Raw genomic sequence first — 16,634 nt, 5'->3', positions numbered from 1 at the left:
CGCCGCCCCGCTCCCGGCCGGTCTCCACCAGCGCCGCCGCCAGCAGCGCCGCGGTGACCCCCGACCCGTCCAGGGTCAGCACCGACTCCGGGTGGAACTGCACCCCGGCGAAGCCCGGCCCGCGCAGGGCGTGCACGTCGCCGGTCGCCGGATCGCGGCTCAGCTCCACGCGGCGCACGGCGAGTCCGGCCTCGGTCCGGTCCCCGCAGCGCGCGGTGAACGTGTTGTAGAAGCCGACGGTCTCCGGCCGTCCGAAGAAGTCGATCCGTTCCTGGGCGCCCTGGAACGGCACGTCCCTGCGGACGATCTCCAGTCCCAGTTCGGCCGCGATCAGCTCGTGGCCCAGGCACACGCCGAGCAGCCCGTGCCGGTGACCGGCCACCAGTTCCGCGGTGAGCGCCCGCAGGAACAGCATCTTGGGGTCCGCGGTGTCCGACGGGTCGCCGGGCCCGGGGCCGAGGACCACCGGCCCGCGGTGGCTCAGCGCGGCCTTCCGCAGACCCGGTTCGTCGTACCGCCGCACGGTCACGTCCAGCCCGGTCGAGCCCAGCAGATGCGCCAGCATCGCGGTGAACGTGTCCTCCGCGTCGATGACGAGGGCGTGCCCCTCCAGCGCACCGGGCGCCGGGACCCGCTCGTCGCGGGGCGGCTGCATCCGCAGCCAGAACGGCGCGAGACCGGCGCGCCGCGCGTCCAGCGCCGCGCGTACCCGCGGGTCGTCCGCGAGCCTCGGCGGCTCCGTCCCGCCGCTGCCGTGCCCGGGCAGCACACCGAGGGCCGTCAGCACCCCGGCCGCCTTGGCGTGCGTCTCGGCGACCTCGCCGGCCGGGTCGGAATGGCGTACGAGAGTGGCGCCGACCGGCACCCGGAGCAGCCCGGCGGGGCTGATGTCGGCGGTGCGGATGAGGATGGGCGAGTCGAGGGTCTGCGCGCCGCCCGCGTCCCGGCCGAGGAGCGCGAGGGCTCCCGCGTAGTAGCCCCGGGCGCGGCCGTCGGGGGCGACGGGCTCGTGCCGTTCGATGACCCGGCAGGCGTTCTGCACGGGCGAGCCGGTGACCGTGGCCGCGAACATCGTCTCCCGCAGTACCTCCCGCACGTCGAGCGAGCTGCGCCCGCGCAGTTCGTACTCGGTGTGCGCGAGATGGGCCATCTCCTTCAGCCGGGGCCCGACGACGACCCCTCCGCGGTCGCCGACGGTGCACATCATCTTGAGCTCCTCGTCCACGACCATGGACAGCTCCTCCACCTCCTTGCGGTCGTGCAGGAAGCGCAGCAGGCCGTCCGCCGTGGGGCCGCCGTCCTCGGGGGAGGGGTAGCGGTAGGTGCCGCTGATCGGGTTCATCACGACCGTGCCGCCGGACATCCGGACGTGCACCTCGGGGCTGGCGCCGACCAGCGTCCGGTCGCCGGTGTGCACGACGTACGTCCAGTAGGCGCCGCGCTCCCCGGTGAGCAGCCGGCGGAACAGGGCGAGCGCGTCGGCGGGTCCGAAGCCGTCGATCCGGCCCCGGTAGGTCCGCCGGATCACGAAGTTGGCGCCCTCGCCGCGTCCGATCTCCTCTCGGAGGACCCGCTCGACGATGCCCGCGTAGTCCTCGTCGGTGACGTCGAACGCGCCGTCCTCGACCCGTACGCCGTGCCCCGGCAGCGCCTCGCGGAGCGCGCCGAGCGGGACCTCGTACGTCTCCTCGGGGCGCAGTACGGCGAGCGGTGTGCCGTCGTCGCGGACGTCGAAGCCGCGCTCGCGGATCTGCCGGAACGGCACCAGCGCGAGGGCGTCGGTGACGGGCGCGCCGGGAGCCCCGTCGCCGAGCGGGATGTCGGCGAGCCGCTCGGCGTGGGAGACCGGCCCGACCAGCGCCTCGACGCGGTCCGGGGCGTGCCCGGGGGTGCGCCGGTGGAGCAGGGCGAACGGCGGGCAGCCGGGTTCGAGAAGGCGTGCGACGAGCGCGCCGGGGGAGTGGGACGGGGCGGGGGACCCGGGCGGAGTCGCCCGGTCCGGTGAGCCGGGTGGGTGTGCCATGGCGGGTGTTCCTTCCGATACGGAGTTCCGATACGGAGGGACGGCCCGCCCGGCACACATGCCGAAGGCCGCCCCTCGGGCGGCCTTCGCGGGCTTGCGTGGTTATGCGCGCGCGATGAGGTGGGCCGCCGGTCGGACGGGCCACCACCAGTTCAGCTGCGGATGCGCGGACATGCCCGCGACCCTACCGGACGGCCGCCCGGAGCACCGGCGCTTCCCGGGCCCGGGGGCGCAGGACTGCTCGGGAGCACGACAGCTCGGAGCACGGGCAGGTCGGAACACGGGCAGCTTGGAGCACGGCCGCACGGCACGCACCGCACGGCGCACACCCGCCCGGCACGCACCGCCCGGCGCACGGGCGTTTCCGGGCCCGGGTTGCGCACGGCCGCCCCGGGCGCCCGCGCATCCGGGACCGGGGCTCCGCGCCCGCCCCTTCCGCCCCTCGCCGATCCGCCCTGCCCGGCACTGCCCGGCCCCGACCGGGGCTGCCCAGGGCTGCCCGGCACGTTTCTGAACCGCTATGAACCGCTCCGAATCGCTACGAACCGCCCCGGGCCGCCCCGTCCCGCTCCGGGCCGATGTCCCGCTCCGGGCCCCGGGGACGGAGCGGGGCCGTCAGGTCGCGGGGGCGAGGTCTCCGGTGCCGGGCGGCGGCCCGTCGGCCAGCGTCACCTCGACGCCGTTCTGCCGGGTGCCCCAGCCGGTGCGGGCGCAGGTCGCGACGCCGTACCAGCGCAGCGCGCGCAGCACCGTCCAGGCCAGCAGCACCGCGAGCGGCATCATCAGCCAGGTCAGGATCCGGGAGCGGGCGGGCTCGTCGCTGCGGCTGACGCACAGATAGCGCAGCCCCTGCGCCCAGCCGATCAGGAACGGTACGAACAGCAGCGCGGCGGGCGGGGTGTGCCCGTACACCAGCGGTTCGACACCCAGCAGCCACAGCAGCACCGACACGGACAGCACGGTCTGGAACCAGCGCATCAGATGCGCCCAGTACGCCCAGCGGGCCAGTGACAGATAGCGCAGCCGCCACAGCGACCGGATGGTCGAGCCGCGCATCCAGCGCAGATACATGCGCAGCAGGTGGCCCGGCCGCTCGGGCATCGCGGTGAAGACGATCGCGCCCGGCTGCTGCACGGTGGCGCCGCGCATCTGCGCGTAGAGGGTGAGCATGCTGTCGTCGGAGAACATGACGGGGCGGCCGAGGAAGGTCTCGTTGAGGTAGCTGTCGAGGTTGTCGCGCACCAGGTCCGCCCGGTACGCGGCGAGCGGGCCGCTGTTCACCAGCACGCTGCCGGTGGCGGACAGGGACGAGCGGTCGACGAGCTGCCCGGTGACGAACCACAGGTCGGTGATCCTGGCGAGGAGGCTCGCCCGGTGGTTGGTGCCGAGGACGAGCCCGGCGACGGACTGCACCCGCGGGCGGTGGAAGGGCAGCAGGATCTGCTCGATCGCGTCGGGGGCGAGACAGGAGTCGGAGTCGACGGTCACGAAGATCTCGGCCTGCGGGCAGCGCAGCACGCCGCGGGCCTGGGCGTGGCGTTTGCCGGCGTTGGGGACCCGCTCCCAGGTGGTGCCGATCCCGGCCCGGGCGGCGGCGGTCAGCCACCAGGCGCGTACGTCTGCGTAGTCGGTCTGTGTCGAGCCGTCGTCCACCACGTGTACGGAGTCGGGCGGCCGGGTTTGGCGGAGAAAGGACTCCAGTCCCAGCCGGAGGTAGCCGGGGTCCTCGTTGTAGACGGGCATCAGCACCGCGACGTGCAGGGCGCGCAGCCGGCGGTTGGTCCGGGGGGACGGGGTGGGGACGCGCTCCAGGTGGCAGAGCAGGGTCTGGAGCGCGAGCAGCAGGAAGGTGGCCATCCAGACGGCGGCGAGACGGCCGCTGGCGCCGTTGCCGTAGTCGGCGGCCTCGACCGCGTGGAAGGCGGCCCAGGCGGCGGTGGCCGTCAGCACCAGGGTGCCGGAGAGGACCGTGACCGGACGGGTCCGCCGGGCGGAGGGCAGCGAGGGGGCCGGGAGAGGTCCGCCGGTCGTCACCGCTCACCCACGGGGCGACCGCTGCGGAAGCATAAACGGACGGTCAGGGCGCCCACCAGGACGATCCCGAGGGCGACGGCGAGCAGCCACCAGCCCGCGATCACCGTCCCGCCGAGGGTGATGGCCCCCGCTGTGCCGGTCGAGGCGATCTGGGCGTGATCGGACATGGTCCCTCCAAGGACACGCGTTATTGAAGAATCAAATGAAGGTTCGACGCTTGACGGCGGCACGATACTGGCGCGGCCGTGTGCGCTTCCTCATGTGTCCGGAGTGAGAAATGAGGAACGTCGAGATTTCGCCATCCACGGGGGCCGAGGCGGTGCGTTCGGCCGAACACCGCACGACGGGGGCGTACGAGCAGGTGCGCGCGGCACCGCGGCGCGCCCAGGCCCGGCGGCGGCCGCACCACCGGGTCGTCCGGCGGTGCCGCGCCTCCCGAACGCCGGTGCCGCCGGTGCGGCCGGTCCGGCGGCCGTGGTTCCTCGTGCGGGTTGCCTGCGGCCGTGATGCCGTGCGGCCTGCCGGGCCTCCGGCCGGCGGGGTGGGTGCCGGCCGGTGCCCGGCGCCGGTGTCAGTTGCCGGAGGGCCCGCTCACGGGCGGCTGTGGACCGGTGGCGGCCGGGTTCGTACCGGCGGACGCCAGGCGCAGCAGCTCGTCCACCGACCACTGGTCGTAGGTGTGCTCGCCGTACTTGCGGGCGACCACCCGGCCGTCGTCCGCGACGAGGAAGTCGGCCGGCAGTCCGAGCCGCCCCCCGTTCGGCCTGGAGGCGGGGAGGTGCTCCCGGCCGCGCAGCACTTCCCAGCCGCCGCGCGCAACGGCCAGGACGACCGGTCCCCAGGCGCGCGGGTCGAGCAGCGAGCGGGCCGCCGACTCCACCCCGAACTCGGTGTAGAGCAGCCGCCCGGGGTCGGCGACGACAGTGAACGGGAGGCCGGCCGCGTGCTCCGCCAGCTCCTCGACGGGCGAGTGGAAGACCACCACCTCCCGGATGCCCGCCGCCTCGATCTCATCGTGCCGCCGGGCCACCGAACGCAGGTGCAGATTGCAGACCGGACAGCCCGCGAACCGGCGGAACTGCAGATGGGTCAGCCGACCGGGCCCCGGCACGGCCACCGGGGGCCCGGAGACGGACGCGAGTTCGCGCGGGGCGACGACGGAGCCGGGCTCCACCGCTCCTCGGGGTGTGCGCATGATGATCCTCCCGTTTAGGTGTACGCCGTACACCTAACAGCGTAGGCGTACGGCGTAAACTGTCAATCGCCATGCCACGTCCCCGCTCCCTCACCCCCGCCCGGCTGGCCTCCGCCGGGCTGGCCGTCATCGACCGCGAAGGGCTCACCGGCCTGTCGATGCGCACGGTCGCCAAGCACCTCGGCGTGAGCACGATGGCGCTCTACCGGTACGTGGACGACCGGGAGGAGCTGGAGGGGCTGGTCCTGGAGCTGGTCCTCGGCGCCGTCGTCACCGATCCGCCGGCGCCCGGCGCGCCGTGGCCCGACCGGATCGGAACCATGGTCGGACGGCTGCGCGACGCACTGGGCGCGCACCCGTCGGTCGTCCCGCTGACGCTCACCCACCGGCACCGGTCACCCGGCCTGCTGCGCTGGGGGGAGACGGTGCTCGGCATCCTCGCGGAGGCGGGCTTCGAGGGGCGGCGCCGGGTCGTCGCGCTGCGCGGCATCCTCGGCTACGTCATCGGGGCGATTCAGCTCGAACACCTCGGCGCCCTGTCGGGCGAGGGAACGGCCGTCATCGCGCAGCTCGCGCCGGACGGCTTCCCGTACATGGCCGAGGCGGCCCGGCAGGCCCGGAACATCAGCGCGGACCAGGAGTTCCACGGCGGCCTCGCGGCGCTGCTGCGGGGCCTCGACGGCTGACGCGGCGCCGCCTCCGGGCCGCGGCCATCCGCCCCGCCGTGCTCCGCGCCGCGCTACCGTACGACGGCCCCGGCCGCGAGGGCGGCGACCGCCAGGCCCAGGAACACGGCGGGGAACGCGATGTTGTGGAAGACGCGCCTGCGGACGTGCAGGCCGACGGCGCAGACGTAGTAAAGGACGAGCCCGACGGCGGCGGCGAGACCGAGCGCGTCGGCGCCGAGCAGGCCGAGCAGCAACCCGGCGGCCCCCGCGACCTTGAGCGCGGCCAGCCACGGGAGCCAGGATTCCGGTACGCCCGCCTCCGCCGAGTTGGCGAGCACGGCATCCGTCTTCACCAGATCGACGACGGCGCTCCAGACGTTCGCCGCGGCAACCAGGACGACGATGACCACACAGGTCGTGAACATGGGCTCTTCCTGCCGTCGGGCGCGCCGAAGGTGCCGGTCGCGCGCTGCTCTCCGTGTCTCGTCTTCAAGCCTCACCGTGCCGTTCCCCCGCCGTCCAATACCTGCGTCCATAACCTGTCGGCATGGACATCGACACCCGGCTGCTGCGGTACTTCGCCGCCGTGGCGGAGCAGGGGAACCTGACCGGTGCCGCGGAGCGGCTGTACGTTTCCCAGCCGGCGCTGACCAAGCAGATCAAGCAGTTGGAGACCCGGGTCGGGACGGCGCTGTTCGTCCGCTCCCGGAACGGCATGGCCCTCACCGAAGCGGGGCGGGCGCTGGCGGAGCGGGTCCCCGGACTCCTGGCCGGCTGGGACCTGGCGCTGCGCGAGACCAGGGCCACCGCGAGCCGGGCCGCCCGGGTGCTGCGGGTCGGCTTCCTGGCCAGCGCCGCCAACGAGGCGACACAGCGCATCATCGCGGAGTTCACCCGCCGCCGGCCGGGCTGGCGCGCCGAGATGCGGCAGGCGTCCTGGGCGAACCCGTCCGCCGGAGTCGCCGACGGGGAGGCCGACGTCGCCCTGGTCCGGCTGCCGTTCCCCGGCCAGGACGCCCTGCGCGTCACCGTCCTGTTCACCGAGCCCCGCTGCGTGGCGCTGCCCGAGGCGCACCCCCTCGCCGCCCGCGACGTGATTCCGTTCCGGGAGCTGTGGGACGAGCCGTTCGTCGCCGCCCCGGCCGAAACGGGCGCCTGGCGGGACTACTGGCTCGCCGCCGGAGAGCGCGAGGGCCGGCCCGTCCGCGTCGGCGCCGTCACCGACCAGCCCGACGAATGGCTCAGCGCCATCGCCAACGGCTACGGCATCGCCCTCGCCCCCGAGTCCGCCGCCCGCTTCTACGCCCGCCCCGGCGTCGTCTACCGCCCCGTCACCGGAGTCGCCCCCAGCCGGGTCGGCGTCGCCCGGGACCCGGCGGACGACGACACGCCTGCCGTACGGGACTTCGTACGCTGCTGCGTGGCGGTCGCCTCAACCGCACCCGGCGGGGAGGCCGGGTGCGGTCCGTGACACCCGGAGTTCCGTGAGGTACCGCTTGGTGACCCGGCCTCCGTACCGGCTGTCGATGAGTCCGGCGATGCAGTCCAGCAACCCCTCTCGGGTCTCCGGTGGCAGGGCCCGGTGGTTGGAGTAGGTCCGCAGCACGTCCAGGTACTCCGCCGTGGTGTATTCCAGGTCCCACGCGTATCGCCGGAAGTCGACCGGGCCGAAGCGGCCGCTGCGTGCGGCCTCGTCCGCGTGGGCCGAGGTGTCGACGTCCTCGGCGGCGGGGGGCCGAAGCCCCGGCGGAGTGGCCGGGTCGAAACGCTCGTAGCAGTCCTGGACCTCGGCGAAGAACGCTTCGCTGCCGCCCGCGACATGCTGCGTGGCGACCACGGCGAGTGCGCCACCGGGCCGCAGTGCATCGGCGGCTTTCGCCATCCGCACCGCCGGATCGATCCAGTGGAACGCCGTCGCCGCCACGACCGCGTCGAACGGCTCCTCCGGCAGCGGCCAGGTCTCGAAGTCCGCCGTCACGACCTCCACCGCTGCGAACCCGGCCAGGTTGCGCCGGGCGACGGCGGCCATGGCCTCGCCCCGTTCGACGGCGGTGATCCGGCAGCCGCGCTCGGCGAGCGGCAGGGTCGCCTTGCCGGTGCCCGCCCCCACCTCCAGAACACGGCAGCCGGGGCCGATACCGGCCACCTCGGTGAGGCCGTCGAACAACTCGGGCGGATATCCGGGCCTGGCCCGGTCGTACAGCTCCGCGTCCTCGTCGAAGGTCCGGCTCAGGGCGACACGGCGGGTTTCGTCAGGCGTGTCGTCGCGCATGGCGCCACACTAGGGCGTGTCCGTGCCGCAGGAGCGGATCCGGCGGCCTACGCGTCGGAGATGGCGCCCCGGACGAAGGCCGCGAAGGCGGCGGGGGAGAGGGTGAGTGCGGGGCCGTCCGGGGACTTGGAGTCCCGGACGGCGACTATGCCGTCCACGTCGGCGACCTCTACGCACTGGCCGCCGGTATCTCCGCTGTGGCTGGACTTGCGCCACCGGGCGCTGCCGAGGGCGGCGGCCTCTATGCAGTCGCCACCTGTGTCGCCGCTGTAGCTGGACTTGCGCCAGTTCGCGCTGTCCAGGTCAAGGGCGTTCCCCATAGCGATCCTCCATCACGCTGGCGATCAGGTCTGCCGATTTGTCCAGGGACAGGGCGGCAGCTTGCAGCAGATCGTAACGGAGTGACCTGTCGCCAACTTGTTGCGGATCGATGGTCGTTCGGCCCCCGTCGTAGCCCTCGCTGTAGGCGATGTCAGGTGCGTCGTCGAAGCGCAGAATGTTGAAGGAGCCCAACTGGCCGGCGTGTGTGCCAGCTGCGAACGGCAGGACTTGGATGTGCACCCAGTCGTCGTGGCGATAGCTCAACAGGTGGGCCAGTTGACCTCGCATGACTTCTGGTCCGCCGACCGCCTGGTGCAACACTCCTTCACCGAGGATCGCCCACAAGACCGGACGTCCCTTGCGCTGGAGGATGGACTGCCGCTCCAGCCGGGCGGACGCTCGCTCGTCGAGACGGTCTTTGCTGAGGACGCCGAGCACAGCGCGCGCGTACGCATCGGTCTGGAGCAGTCCGTGTACGAGCTGCGCCTGGTACGTGTAGATGGTGGTGGCCGTCGCCTCCATCTCCGCGTACGGCTGAAACCAGCCGGGCAGAGCGCTCCGGCTCACCAGGGGCCACAGCCGGATCAGGGCACCCTCCGCACCCAGCGCGGCGTCCACCCGTTCCGTGAACTCCCGGGTCGGGGCCTTGCGGGCGGTCTCGATCTGGCCGACCAGCGAACCGGTGCAGTAGATGATGTCGCCGACCTGCTTCTGCGTGAGGCCGGCGGCCTCACGCAGGCGTCGCAGCTCGGCGCCGTAGTACGCCAGGGCGGACGAGCCCGGGTCGAGGTCCCGGATGTGTGCCACGAGGGCCCCCTCTGGTCGGCGCCGACAACGTCGTGGCGCGTTGTATTCGATACGTAGCCGACAGTAGTCGCCAACGGGCAGCCTGGCGGCGTGAATTCGACACAATCAATCCGGCCGGGTGGCGCGATCGTGCCCGCCTCCGGCGCGCACCGCCCCGAGAGCTACAGCCCCGAGAGCTACAGCCCCGAGCGCTACCGCGTCGAGCTGCGCCTCACCCCCGCCGTTCCGCGGCTGGTGCGCCGGACCGTACGGGCGTATCTCATTCTCTGGCGGCTGCGGGAGCTGGCCGAGGCGGCCGAACTGGCGGCGAGCGAGCTGGTGGGCAACGTGGCGAAGCACGTGCCGGACCGGCGGTGCGTGCTCACGGTGGAGCGGCGGGCGGCCGGGGTCCGCGTGGAGGTGTGGGACGGCTCGCCGGTGCTGCCCGCCCGGCCGCGCACGGCCGGGTTCGAGGAGGAATCCGGCCGGGGGCTCGCGCTGGTGGCGCTGGTGACCCACGCCTGGGGAGTGCGCCCGGAAGGTGAGGAGGGGAAGAGCGGCGGCAAGACGGTCTGGTTCGAACTCGACGCCGAGGGGTCGTGACGCCGACGAGTCGTGACGCCGAGGGGCCGTGAAGCCGCCCGGGGGCGGGCCCTGAGCGCGGGCCGCGGGGGCGGGCCGCGACCCGGCGCCCGCCCGGCCCCGGGAGGGGCGTCGCGGAGGGCCGTGTTCCGGGAAAGCGGAGCGTACGGCTGCGGTTGTGCAGGAGGAGTGGGGTCCGTCTCAGATCCCGGGCATTCGGGTGGACGGGGTGCCGGAGCCACGTAGGGTTGGCGCCGTGACCGTGAACGCTGAATCCACCGCCGGTGTCCAAACCTGGCGAGACCTGCCCGCGGCGCAGCAGCCTGAGTGGCCCGACCCCGAGGCTCTGCGCGATGTGATCGCGGACCTCGAGTCGTATCCCCCGCTCGTCTTCGCCGGCGAGTGCGATCAGCTGCGTGCCCGGCTGGCGGCCGTCGCCAAGGGCGAGGCGTTCCTGCTCCAGGGCGGCGACTGCGCGGAGGCGTTCGACGCCGTCGGGGCCGACCAGATCCGCAACAAGCTGAAGACGCTGCTCCAGATGGGCGCCGTGCTGACCTACGCCGGCTCGGTGCCGGTCGTGAAGGTCGGGCGGATCGCCGGGCAGTACAGCAAGCCGCGCTCCAAGCCGACCGAGACCCGCGACGGGGTGACCCTGCCGACGTACCGCGGCGACTCGGTCAACGGCTTCGAGTTCACCGAGGCCGCCCGGATCCCGGACCCGGAGCGGCTCAAGCGGATGTACCACGCCTCCGCGGCGACGCTGAACCTCGTCCGCGCCTTCACCACCGGCGGCTACGCCGACCTGCGCCAGGTGCACGCCTGGAACCAGGACTTCGTGAAGAACTCCCCGTCCGGCCAGCGCTACGAGGCGCTGGCCCGGGAGATCGACCGCGCGCTCAACTTCATGAACGCCTGCGGGGCCGACCCGGAGGAGTTCAAGACCGTCGAGTTCTACGCCTCGCACGAGGCGCTGGTGCTGGACTACGAGTCGGCCCTGACCCGTACGGACTCCCGCACCGGGCAGCTGTACGACGTGTCCGGGCACATGGTCTGGATCGGCGAGCGGACCCGGCAACTGGACGGGGCGCACATCGAGTTCGCCTCCCGGGTGCGGAACCCGATCGGCGTGAAGCTCGGCCCGACGACGACGCCCGAGGACGCGCTGACGCTGATCGAGCGGCTCGACCCGGACCGTGAGCCGGGCCGGCTGACGTTCATCACGCGGATGGGCGCTGACAAGGTGCGCGACCGGCTCCCGGAGCTGGTGGAGAAGGTCACCGCCTCCGGCGCGCAGGTCGTCTGGACCTGCGACCCGATGCACGGCAACACCTTCGAGGCGGCGTCCGGGCACAAGACCCGCCGCTTCGACGACGTGCTGGACGAGGTCAAGGGCTTCTTCGAGGTCCACAAGGGCCTCGGCAGCCACCCGGGCGGCATCCATGTCGAGCTGACCGGCGACGACGTCACGGAGTGCGTGGGCGGCGGCGACGAGATCTTCGTCGACGACCTGCACCAGCGCTACGAGACGGCCTGCGACCCGCGGCTCAACCGCAGCCAGTCGCTGGACCTGGCCTTCCTGGTCGCGGAGATGTACCGGGACCAGTAGCCACGAGCACGGTACGGGTGGGGCGCGGATCACATCGGTCCGCGCCCCACTCGCGTTGTGGGCGCCGTCGGAGTGTGGGTAAGGTAAGGGTTACCTCACTACTTACGGCGACGGCAAAGGCAACGGGGGTGAACGGCGTGTTCGTCTGCTCATGCTTCGGCATCACCGAGCAGCAGGTCCGCGCGCACGCCGACTCCGGCGCCTGCACCCCGCGCCAGATCGCCTCCGCCTGCAAGGCGGGCACCGACTGCGGCGGCTGTGTGCGCCGCATCCAGGCCCTGCTCGGCCGGGGCGCCTGCCCGCGGCGGGAACTGGCCGAGAGCGGCGATCCCGCGGTGCTCGCCGCCGGGCCGCCGGCGGTCCCGGGGATTCCGGCCGCCGTACCCGGAAACGCGGCGGGTCCGGCAGGGGGAGCCGCGCAGCGGCCCGCACCGGCCGTGCTGCCCGGCCGGCCGGTCCCGGGAGTGTCCCCGGCAGCGGCCGAGGCCGCCTGAGCGCTCGCGTCCGACGGCGGCGTACACGTGGCCACCGCGTGCACCCGGCCACCGCGTCGCGACGTGATCCGCGGGCGGGCCTTCCGCAGCCGCCCGGTCGGCCCGTGGGTCCCGTGACGGGGCGGAATCCGCGCGTACGCCGTCCGGATCAGCGCGTCAGCCGTCCGGATCCGGAACGGACCCGCTCCGGATCCGTGTGTCAGCTGTCCGGCTGCTCGATCAGCTGCGCGATGTACAGCGGCTCCCCGAGCTTCTCGATCAGCTCCAGCTGGGTGTCGAGATAGTCGATGTGGTGCTCCTCGTCGGCGAGGATGGACTCGAAGATGTTCGCCGAGGTGATGTCGCCCTTCGTGCGCATGACCTCGATGCCGCGCCGCAGCCGGTCGATGGCCTCGACCTCGATCTGCCGGTCCGCCTGGAACATCTCGGTGACCGTCTGCCCGACACGCACGTGGAACAGCCGCTGGTAGTTGGGCAGCCCCTCCAGGAACAGGATCCGGTCGGTCAGGACCTCGGCGTGCTTCATCTCGTCGAAGGACTCGGACCGGGTGTACTTCGCGAGCTTCGTCCAGCCGAAGTTCTCCTGCATCTTCGCGTGCAGGAAGTACTGGTTGATGGCCGTCAGCTCGGCGGTCAGCTGCTCGTTGAGGAACTCGATGACCTCGTTGTCGCCCTGCATCGCAGCGGCTCCTTTCAGGCTCGGGAGAGGAACGGCGAATCGCGCGCATCTTCGCATCGCCACCAGGCGCGATCCAGTAAGTGCAGGCTTAGTACGGCTTGCCCCCGGCGGTGTCGCCCCGGTCATGAGCACGTCCCCGGGTCTGTCACCATGGAGACATGGGTCAGCCGGAAAGCCGCGAAAGGGAACAGTACGAGCTTCCTCCGGGGCAGCGTCTCCAGCGTGGCTGGCCGGTCACCCACTACGGCCCGGTTCCGAAGTTCAAGCCCGACCGCTGGGAATTCCGCATCTTCGGGGCGCTCGCGGACGCCGCGGCGCGGGACCGGTGGTCGCTGGAGGAGTTCACGGCGCTGCCGTACACGACCGTCGTCGCCGATCTGCACTGCGTCACGAAGTACACGATGCCCGGAGCCGAGTGGGGCGGCGTGGCCACCCGGGAGATCCTGGAGCTGGCGCCCCCGGCGCCCGACGTCACCCATGTGATGGTGTGGGCCGAATACGGTTTCAGCTCGAACATGCGGCTCTCCGACTTCGCCTCCGAGCGGTCGATCTTCGCCACCCACAAGGACGGAGACCCGCTCACCGCCGAGCACGGCTTCCCGGTCCGCCTGATCGTGCCGCACCTCTACGCCTGGAAGGGCCCGAAGTGGGTCCGCGGCATCGAGTACATGACGGCCGACCGCCGAGGCTTCTGGGAGGAACGCGGCTACCACAACGTGGGCGACCCCTGGCGCGAGCAGCGGTACTCCTACCAGGAGGAGCCGGGGGAGGGCCCGGAACTCTGAGGCAGCCGTGCGCGGCCGGGCCCGGACTCCTGAGGCTGTCGTACGCGGCCGGGCCCGGAGGGCTTCGCCGCGGGATCCGGCTCCGCCGCCGGGCGGGGCTCAGCCCGCGGTGCCGTCCCGCAGTTCCTTCAGCCTCGACACGTCCGCCGCATGGCCCGCCGTGCCGCCCGGGGTCTCGATCACCAGCGGGACGCCCTCCGTCGCCGGATGGCTGAACAGCTCGGCGAACGGCTCCGCCCCGATGTGGCCGCTGCCGATGTTCTCGTGCCGGTCCTTGTGGGCGCCCACGACGTCCTTCGAGTCGTTCGCGTGGACCAGCCGCAGCCGCCCCTCGCCGACGGTCTCCACCAGCTCGTCGAGCAGCGCCTTCGTCCCGCCGGGCGCAGCCATGTCGTGGCCGGCGGCGTAGGCGTGGCAGGTGTCGAGGCAGACGCCCAGCCGCGGGTGCCGGTCCAGCGCGTCGAAGTACGGGCCGAGGTCCTCGGCGAGCGAGCACAGCGACGCGCCCTGCCCGGCGGTCGGCTCCAGCAGCAGCGGAGGGTCGTCGTCGTGGGTCAGCTCGTCCAGCAGCGGCAGCAGCCGTTCCCGTACCTGCGCCAGCGCCTCGGCCCGCTCCCGGCCGCCGGTCGCCGACCCGGTGTGCACGACCACGCCGAGCGCGCCGATGGCCCGGCCGCGGCGCAGCGAGTGCCGCAGGGAGGCCACGGACAGCTCCACGGTCGCCTCGGTGTGCGAACCGAAGTTGATCAGATAGGGGGCGTGGACGTACGCCGGAACGGAGCCGGCCGCGCACCCGGCCCGGAACGCCTCGTCCTGTGCCGGGTTGCCCGCCGGGGTGGCCCAGCCGCGCGGGTTGGCGACGAACACCTGCACGGTCTCGGCGCCGATCTCGCGGGCGTAGGCCAGCCCCTTGGCGGCGAGCCCGCCGGCCACGGGGACATGGCTGCCGACGGGGTTGCGGTCACGGCGCGGGAGGGAGTCGTTCACCCTTCAAGGGTGCCAGGCCGCCGGGACGGGCAGGCGACCGCCCCGTGACGATCGGCCCGCAGGCCTGCTCCGCGGGACCCCCGGGCCCGCTCACGCAGGCCCCCTCCGGAGCGGCACGCACGGGCCGCGCTCCCGCTCCGGTCCCAAGGGCACCGCTCACCGCACGCGAATCGTGATCTCGCTGCCCTTCGGGGCCTCGTCGCCGCCGTCGACCGACTGGTCGAAGACCGTGTCACCGAAGAAGTACCGGGTCACCTTCACGGTGAAGCCCAGATCCTCCAGCTCCTGCCGGGCGTCGTCGGCGCTGTCGCCCTCGACGTCCGGCACCTCGATCATCTCCGGGCCCTTGGAGAGCGTCAGCGTCACCGTGTCCCCCTCGGCGAGCCGGGACCCGTCGGCCGGGGACTGCTCGGCGACCGCGCCCTTGTCCTCCTCGGAGAAGACCCGCTCCGGGGCGGTCTCCACCTCCAGGCCCAGATCCTCCAGCTTCTGCCGGGCGTCCGCCGCGGAGTCGCCGATGACGTCCGGCGTCTCGACCGGCTCGCCCTTGCTGACCGTGATCGCGACGGCGGTGTCCGGCTTGCGCTTCGTACCGGCGCGGGGCTGCGTCGCCAGCACCGAGCCCTGGCCGATCTTGTCGTCGAACTTCTCGGTGACGACACCGGGCACCAGCCCCAGCTCCTTGAGCCGGGACTTGGCCTTCGCCAGCGGTACGCCCTCCAGGTCCGGGATCTCCACGACGTCCGGGCCCTTGGACACCACGACGGTGACGGTGCCGTTGTCCCGGATCCGGCTGCCGCGCTCCGGGTCGGTGGTGATCACCCGGCCGCGGTCCACGACATCGCTGAAGCCCTCCTGGACCTCCACGTCCAGCCCGGCCGAACGCAGCTCGCGCTCGGCGTCGGCGCGGGTCTCGCCCAGCACACCGGGGACCTTGGTGAACTGGCCGGAGTTGATGTACCAGACGCCCGCGCCCACGCCGAACACCAGCAGCACGGCGGTGAGCACCGTGACCAGCCTGCGGCGGCCCGCACGCCGCGCGGCGCGGGACGCCCCCCGGTCCGCGGACGCGCCGGAGACGTCGTCCGGCGGCGGGACCGTCAGCCGGCTGGTGCGGTTCAGCCCGTCCTCCCCGGCCCGGGTCCGCAGCCGCCGGGTGCTGCTCTCCGGGCCGGGCGGCGTGCGGACCACGCTCGTACGGTCCTCGCTGCCGTCGTGCTCCACGGAGACCGCCTGCGGCGGCACCGCGTCGAGCTGGGCGTCGGTGAGGGCCGCCCGGGTCTCCCGGGTCAGGGCGAACATCCCCACGGCGTCGGCCGGCCGGCCCTCCGGGGCCCGGGCCGTGGCGGCGGCCACCAGGCCGTCGAGACCGGGCGCGAGATCCGGCACGGCGCCGGAGGGGGCGGGGACGTCCTCGTGCAGATGCTGGTAGAGGACCTGGGCGGGGGTGCCGCCGGAGTGCGGCTTCGCGCCGGTCAGCATCTCGTACAGCACGATGCCGCAGGCGTAGACGTCGACGCGGGCGTCCGCGGTGCCGTCCTCGATCTGCTCCGGGGCCAGATACGAGACGGTGCCCAGCAGCGTGCCCGGGGAGGCGGTGGTGTTGGTGTCCACGGCCCGGACCAGGCCGAAGTCGGCCACCTTGACCCGGCCGTCGTCGCCGATCAGGACGTTCTCCGGCTTCATGTCGCGGTGCACCAGGCCGGCCCGGTGGGCGGCGCCGAGCGCGGCGAGGACCGGCTCCAGGATGTCGAGCGCGGCCCGCGGCTGGAGCGCGCCGCGCTCCCGGAGCACGTCGCGCAGGGTGCAGCCGGCGATGTACTCCATCGCGAGATAGACGTAACGGCCGTCGGACCCCTGGTCGTACACGCCGACGACATTCGGATGGTCGAGGCGCGCGACCGACTTCGCCTCGCGGATGAAGCGCTCCACGAAGCTGCTGTCGGCCGCGAGACCGGGATGCATCACCTTCAGGGCGAGCACGCGGTCCAGGCGGGTGTCGACACCCCGGTAGACCGTGGCCATGCCGCCGACGGCGATCCGCGCGTCGACTCGGTAGCGGCCGTCGAGCAACTGCCCGACCAGGGGATCCTGAAGGGTCGTGTCCACCCCGCGAGTCTACGATCCGCCGGCGGCACTCCGGCCGCCCCGGGCGCGGCCGGTGCCGTACTGCTGCCGAACGGTGACAGCGGGGTGTCCCGG

17 protein-coding genes are annotated in these 16,634 nt (G+C 73.1%); 6 read left to right on the top strand and 11 right to left on the bottom strand.

Features of this window, described 5'->3' with window-relative positions; translation table 11 throughout:
- From GCU69_RS02155 to GCU69_RS02140, 4 genes are all read right to left on the bottom strand, one after another.
- A partial coding sequence (locus GCU69_RS02155; RefSeq protein ID WP_156204969.1) for an anthranilate synthase family protein occupies window positions 1-2,023 on the bottom strand: 2,023 nt, incomplete at its 3' end.
- A 615-nt stretch (window positions 2,024-2,638) separates the two neighbouring features.
- Window positions 2,639-4,057, bottom strand: a complete 1,419-nt coding sequence (locus GCU69_RS02150) for a glycosyltransferase family 2 protein (protein ID WP_235978152.1) — start codon at window positions 4,055-4,057, stop codon at window positions 2,639-2,641.
- Window positions 4,054-4,224 carry a hypothetical protein gene (locus GCU69_RS02145; RefSeq protein ID WP_156204968.1) on the bottom strand — a complete coding sequence of 57 codons (171 nt, stop codon included), beginning with the start codon at window positions 4,222-4,224 and terminating at the stop codon, window positions 4,054-4,056. The genes GCU69_RS02150 and GCU69_RS02145 overlap by 4 nt, the downstream gene beginning before the upstream one ends.
- Before the next feature lie 404 nt (window positions 4,225-4,628).
- Window positions 4,629-5,252: a peroxiredoxin-like family protein gene (locus tag GCU69_RS02140; protein WP_098751507.1), complete on the bottom strand. Its 624-nt coding sequence runs from the start codon at window positions 5,250-5,252 to the stop codon at window positions 4,629-4,631.
- A 71-nt stretch (window positions 5,253-5,323) separates the two neighbouring features.
- Between GCU69_RS02140 and GCU69_RS02135 the strand changes: the two genes are divergently transcribed.
- Window positions 5,324-5,938, top strand: a complete 615-nt coding sequence (locus tag GCU69_RS02135; RefSeq protein WP_098751506.1) for a TetR/AcrR family transcriptional regulator — start codon at window positions 5,324-5,326, stop codon at window positions 5,936-5,938.
- Window positions 5,939-5,991: 53 nt separating this feature from the next.
- On the opposite strand, the gene GCU69_RS02130 is transcribed toward GCU69_RS02135, so the two are convergent.
- Window positions 5,992-6,345 (bottom strand): DoxX family protein, encoded by a 354-nt coding sequence (locus GCU69_RS02130; protein ID WP_098751505.1) that lies wholly within the window; start codon window positions 6,343-6,345, stop codon window positions 5,992-5,994.
- A 122-nt stretch (window positions 6,346-6,467) separates the two neighbouring features.
- On the opposite strand from GCU69_RS02130, the gene GCU69_RS02125 reads away from it, so the two are divergent.
- On the top strand, window positions 6,468-7,391 hold the full coding sequence (locus tag GCU69_RS02125; protein ID WP_098751504.1) for a LysR family transcriptional regulator: 924 nt from the start codon (window positions 6,468-6,470) through the stop codon (window positions 7,389-7,391).
- Here the strand turns inward: GCU69_RS02125 and GCU69_RS02120 are convergent.
- The 3 genes from GCU69_RS02120 to GCU69_RS02110 are packed head-to-tail and all read right to left on the bottom strand — an operon-like array spanning window position 7,353 to window position 9,320.
- On the bottom strand, window positions 7,353-8,192 hold the full coding sequence (locus GCU69_RS02120) for a class I SAM-dependent methyltransferase (protein WP_156204967.1): 840 nt from the start codon (window positions 8,190-8,192) through the stop codon (window positions 7,353-7,355). The two genes, GCU69_RS02125 and GCU69_RS02120, sit on opposite strands and share 39 nt — an antisense overlap.
- Window positions 8,193-8,239: 47 nt before the next feature.
- Window positions 8,240-8,512 carry a DUF397 domain-containing protein gene (locus tag GCU69_RS02115; RefSeq protein ID WP_156204966.1) on the bottom strand — a complete coding sequence of 91 codons (273 nt, stop codon included), beginning with the start codon at window positions 8,510-8,512 and terminating at the stop codon, window positions 8,240-8,242.
- Complete coding sequence (locus GCU69_RS02110) at window positions 8,496-9,320, bottom strand: helix-turn-helix domain-containing protein (RefSeq protein ID WP_156204965.1); 825 nt, start codon at window positions 9,318-9,320, stop codon at window positions 8,496-8,498. The genes GCU69_RS02115 and GCU69_RS02110 overlap by 17 nt, the downstream gene beginning before the upstream one ends.
- 90 nt (window positions 9,321-9,410) lie before the next feature.
- Between GCU69_RS02110 and GCU69_RS02105 the strand changes: the two genes are divergently transcribed.
- The 3 genes from GCU69_RS02105 (at window position 9,411) to GCU69_RS02095 (ending at window position 11,981) form a co-directional block, all read left to right on the top strand.
- Complete coding sequence (locus tag GCU69_RS02105; protein ID WP_235978151.1) at window positions 9,411-9,902, top strand: ATP-binding protein; 492 nt, start codon at window positions 9,411-9,413, stop codon at window positions 9,900-9,902.
- Window positions 9,903-10,137: 235 nt separating this feature from the next.
- Window positions 10,138-11,487, top strand: coding sequence for a class II 3-deoxy-7-phosphoheptulonate synthase (locus GCU69_RS02100; RefSeq protein ID WP_098751500.1), 1,350 nt, complete (start codon window positions 10,138-10,140; stop codon window positions 11,485-11,487).
- A 137-nt stretch (window positions 11,488-11,624) separates the two neighbouring features.
- Complete coding sequence (locus GCU69_RS02095; protein WP_170315758.1) at window positions 11,625-11,981, top strand: (2Fe-2S)-binding protein; 357 nt, start codon at window positions 11,625-11,627, stop codon at window positions 11,979-11,981.
- A gap of 199 nt (window positions 11,982-12,180) precedes the next feature.
- Here GCU69_RS02095 and bfr read toward each other — a convergent pair whose 3' ends face one another.
- The gene (gene bfr, locus GCU69_RS02090) at window positions 12,181-12,660 is read right to left on the bottom strand and encodes a bacterioferritin (protein ID WP_098751498.1); all 480 of its coding nucleotides are present in this window, start codon (window positions 12,658-12,660) and stop codon (window positions 12,181-12,183) included.
- A 158-nt stretch (window positions 12,661-12,818) separates the two neighbouring features.
- On the opposite strand from bfr, the gene GCU69_RS02085 reads away from it, so the two are divergent.
- A complete protein-coding gene (locus GCU69_RS02085; RefSeq protein WP_098751497.1) occupies window positions 12,819-13,445 on the top strand; it encodes a sulfite oxidase-like oxidoreductase in 627 nt (208 codons plus the stop codon).
- 99 nt (window positions 13,446-13,544) lie between these two features.
- Here the strand turns inward: GCU69_RS02085 and GCU69_RS02080 are convergent, their stop codons facing one another.
- Both GCU69_RS02080 and pknB read right to left on the bottom strand, forming a co-directional pair.
- Window positions 13,545-14,432: a deoxyribonuclease IV gene (locus GCU69_RS02080; RefSeq protein ID WP_156204964.1), complete on the bottom strand. Its 888-nt coding sequence runs from the start codon at window positions 14,430-14,432 to the stop codon at window positions 13,545-13,547.
- A gap of 156 nt (window positions 14,433-14,588) precedes the next feature.
- Window positions 14,589-16,541, bottom strand: a complete 1,953-nt coding sequence (pknB, locus tag GCU69_RS02075; RefSeq protein WP_156204963.1) for a Stk1 family PASTA domain-containing Ser/Thr kinase — start codon at window positions 16,539-16,541, stop codon at window positions 14,589-14,591.
- Window positions 16,542-16,634: the final 93 nt, after the last annotated feature.

The organism is Streptomyces lycii (genome assembly GCF_009735685.1).
GTDB classification, from domain to species: Bacteria; Actinomycetota; Actinomycetes; order Streptomycetales; family Streptomycetaceae; genus Streptomyces; species Streptomyces lycii.
This window is presented reverse-complemented; position numbering and strand designations above follow the sequence as displayed.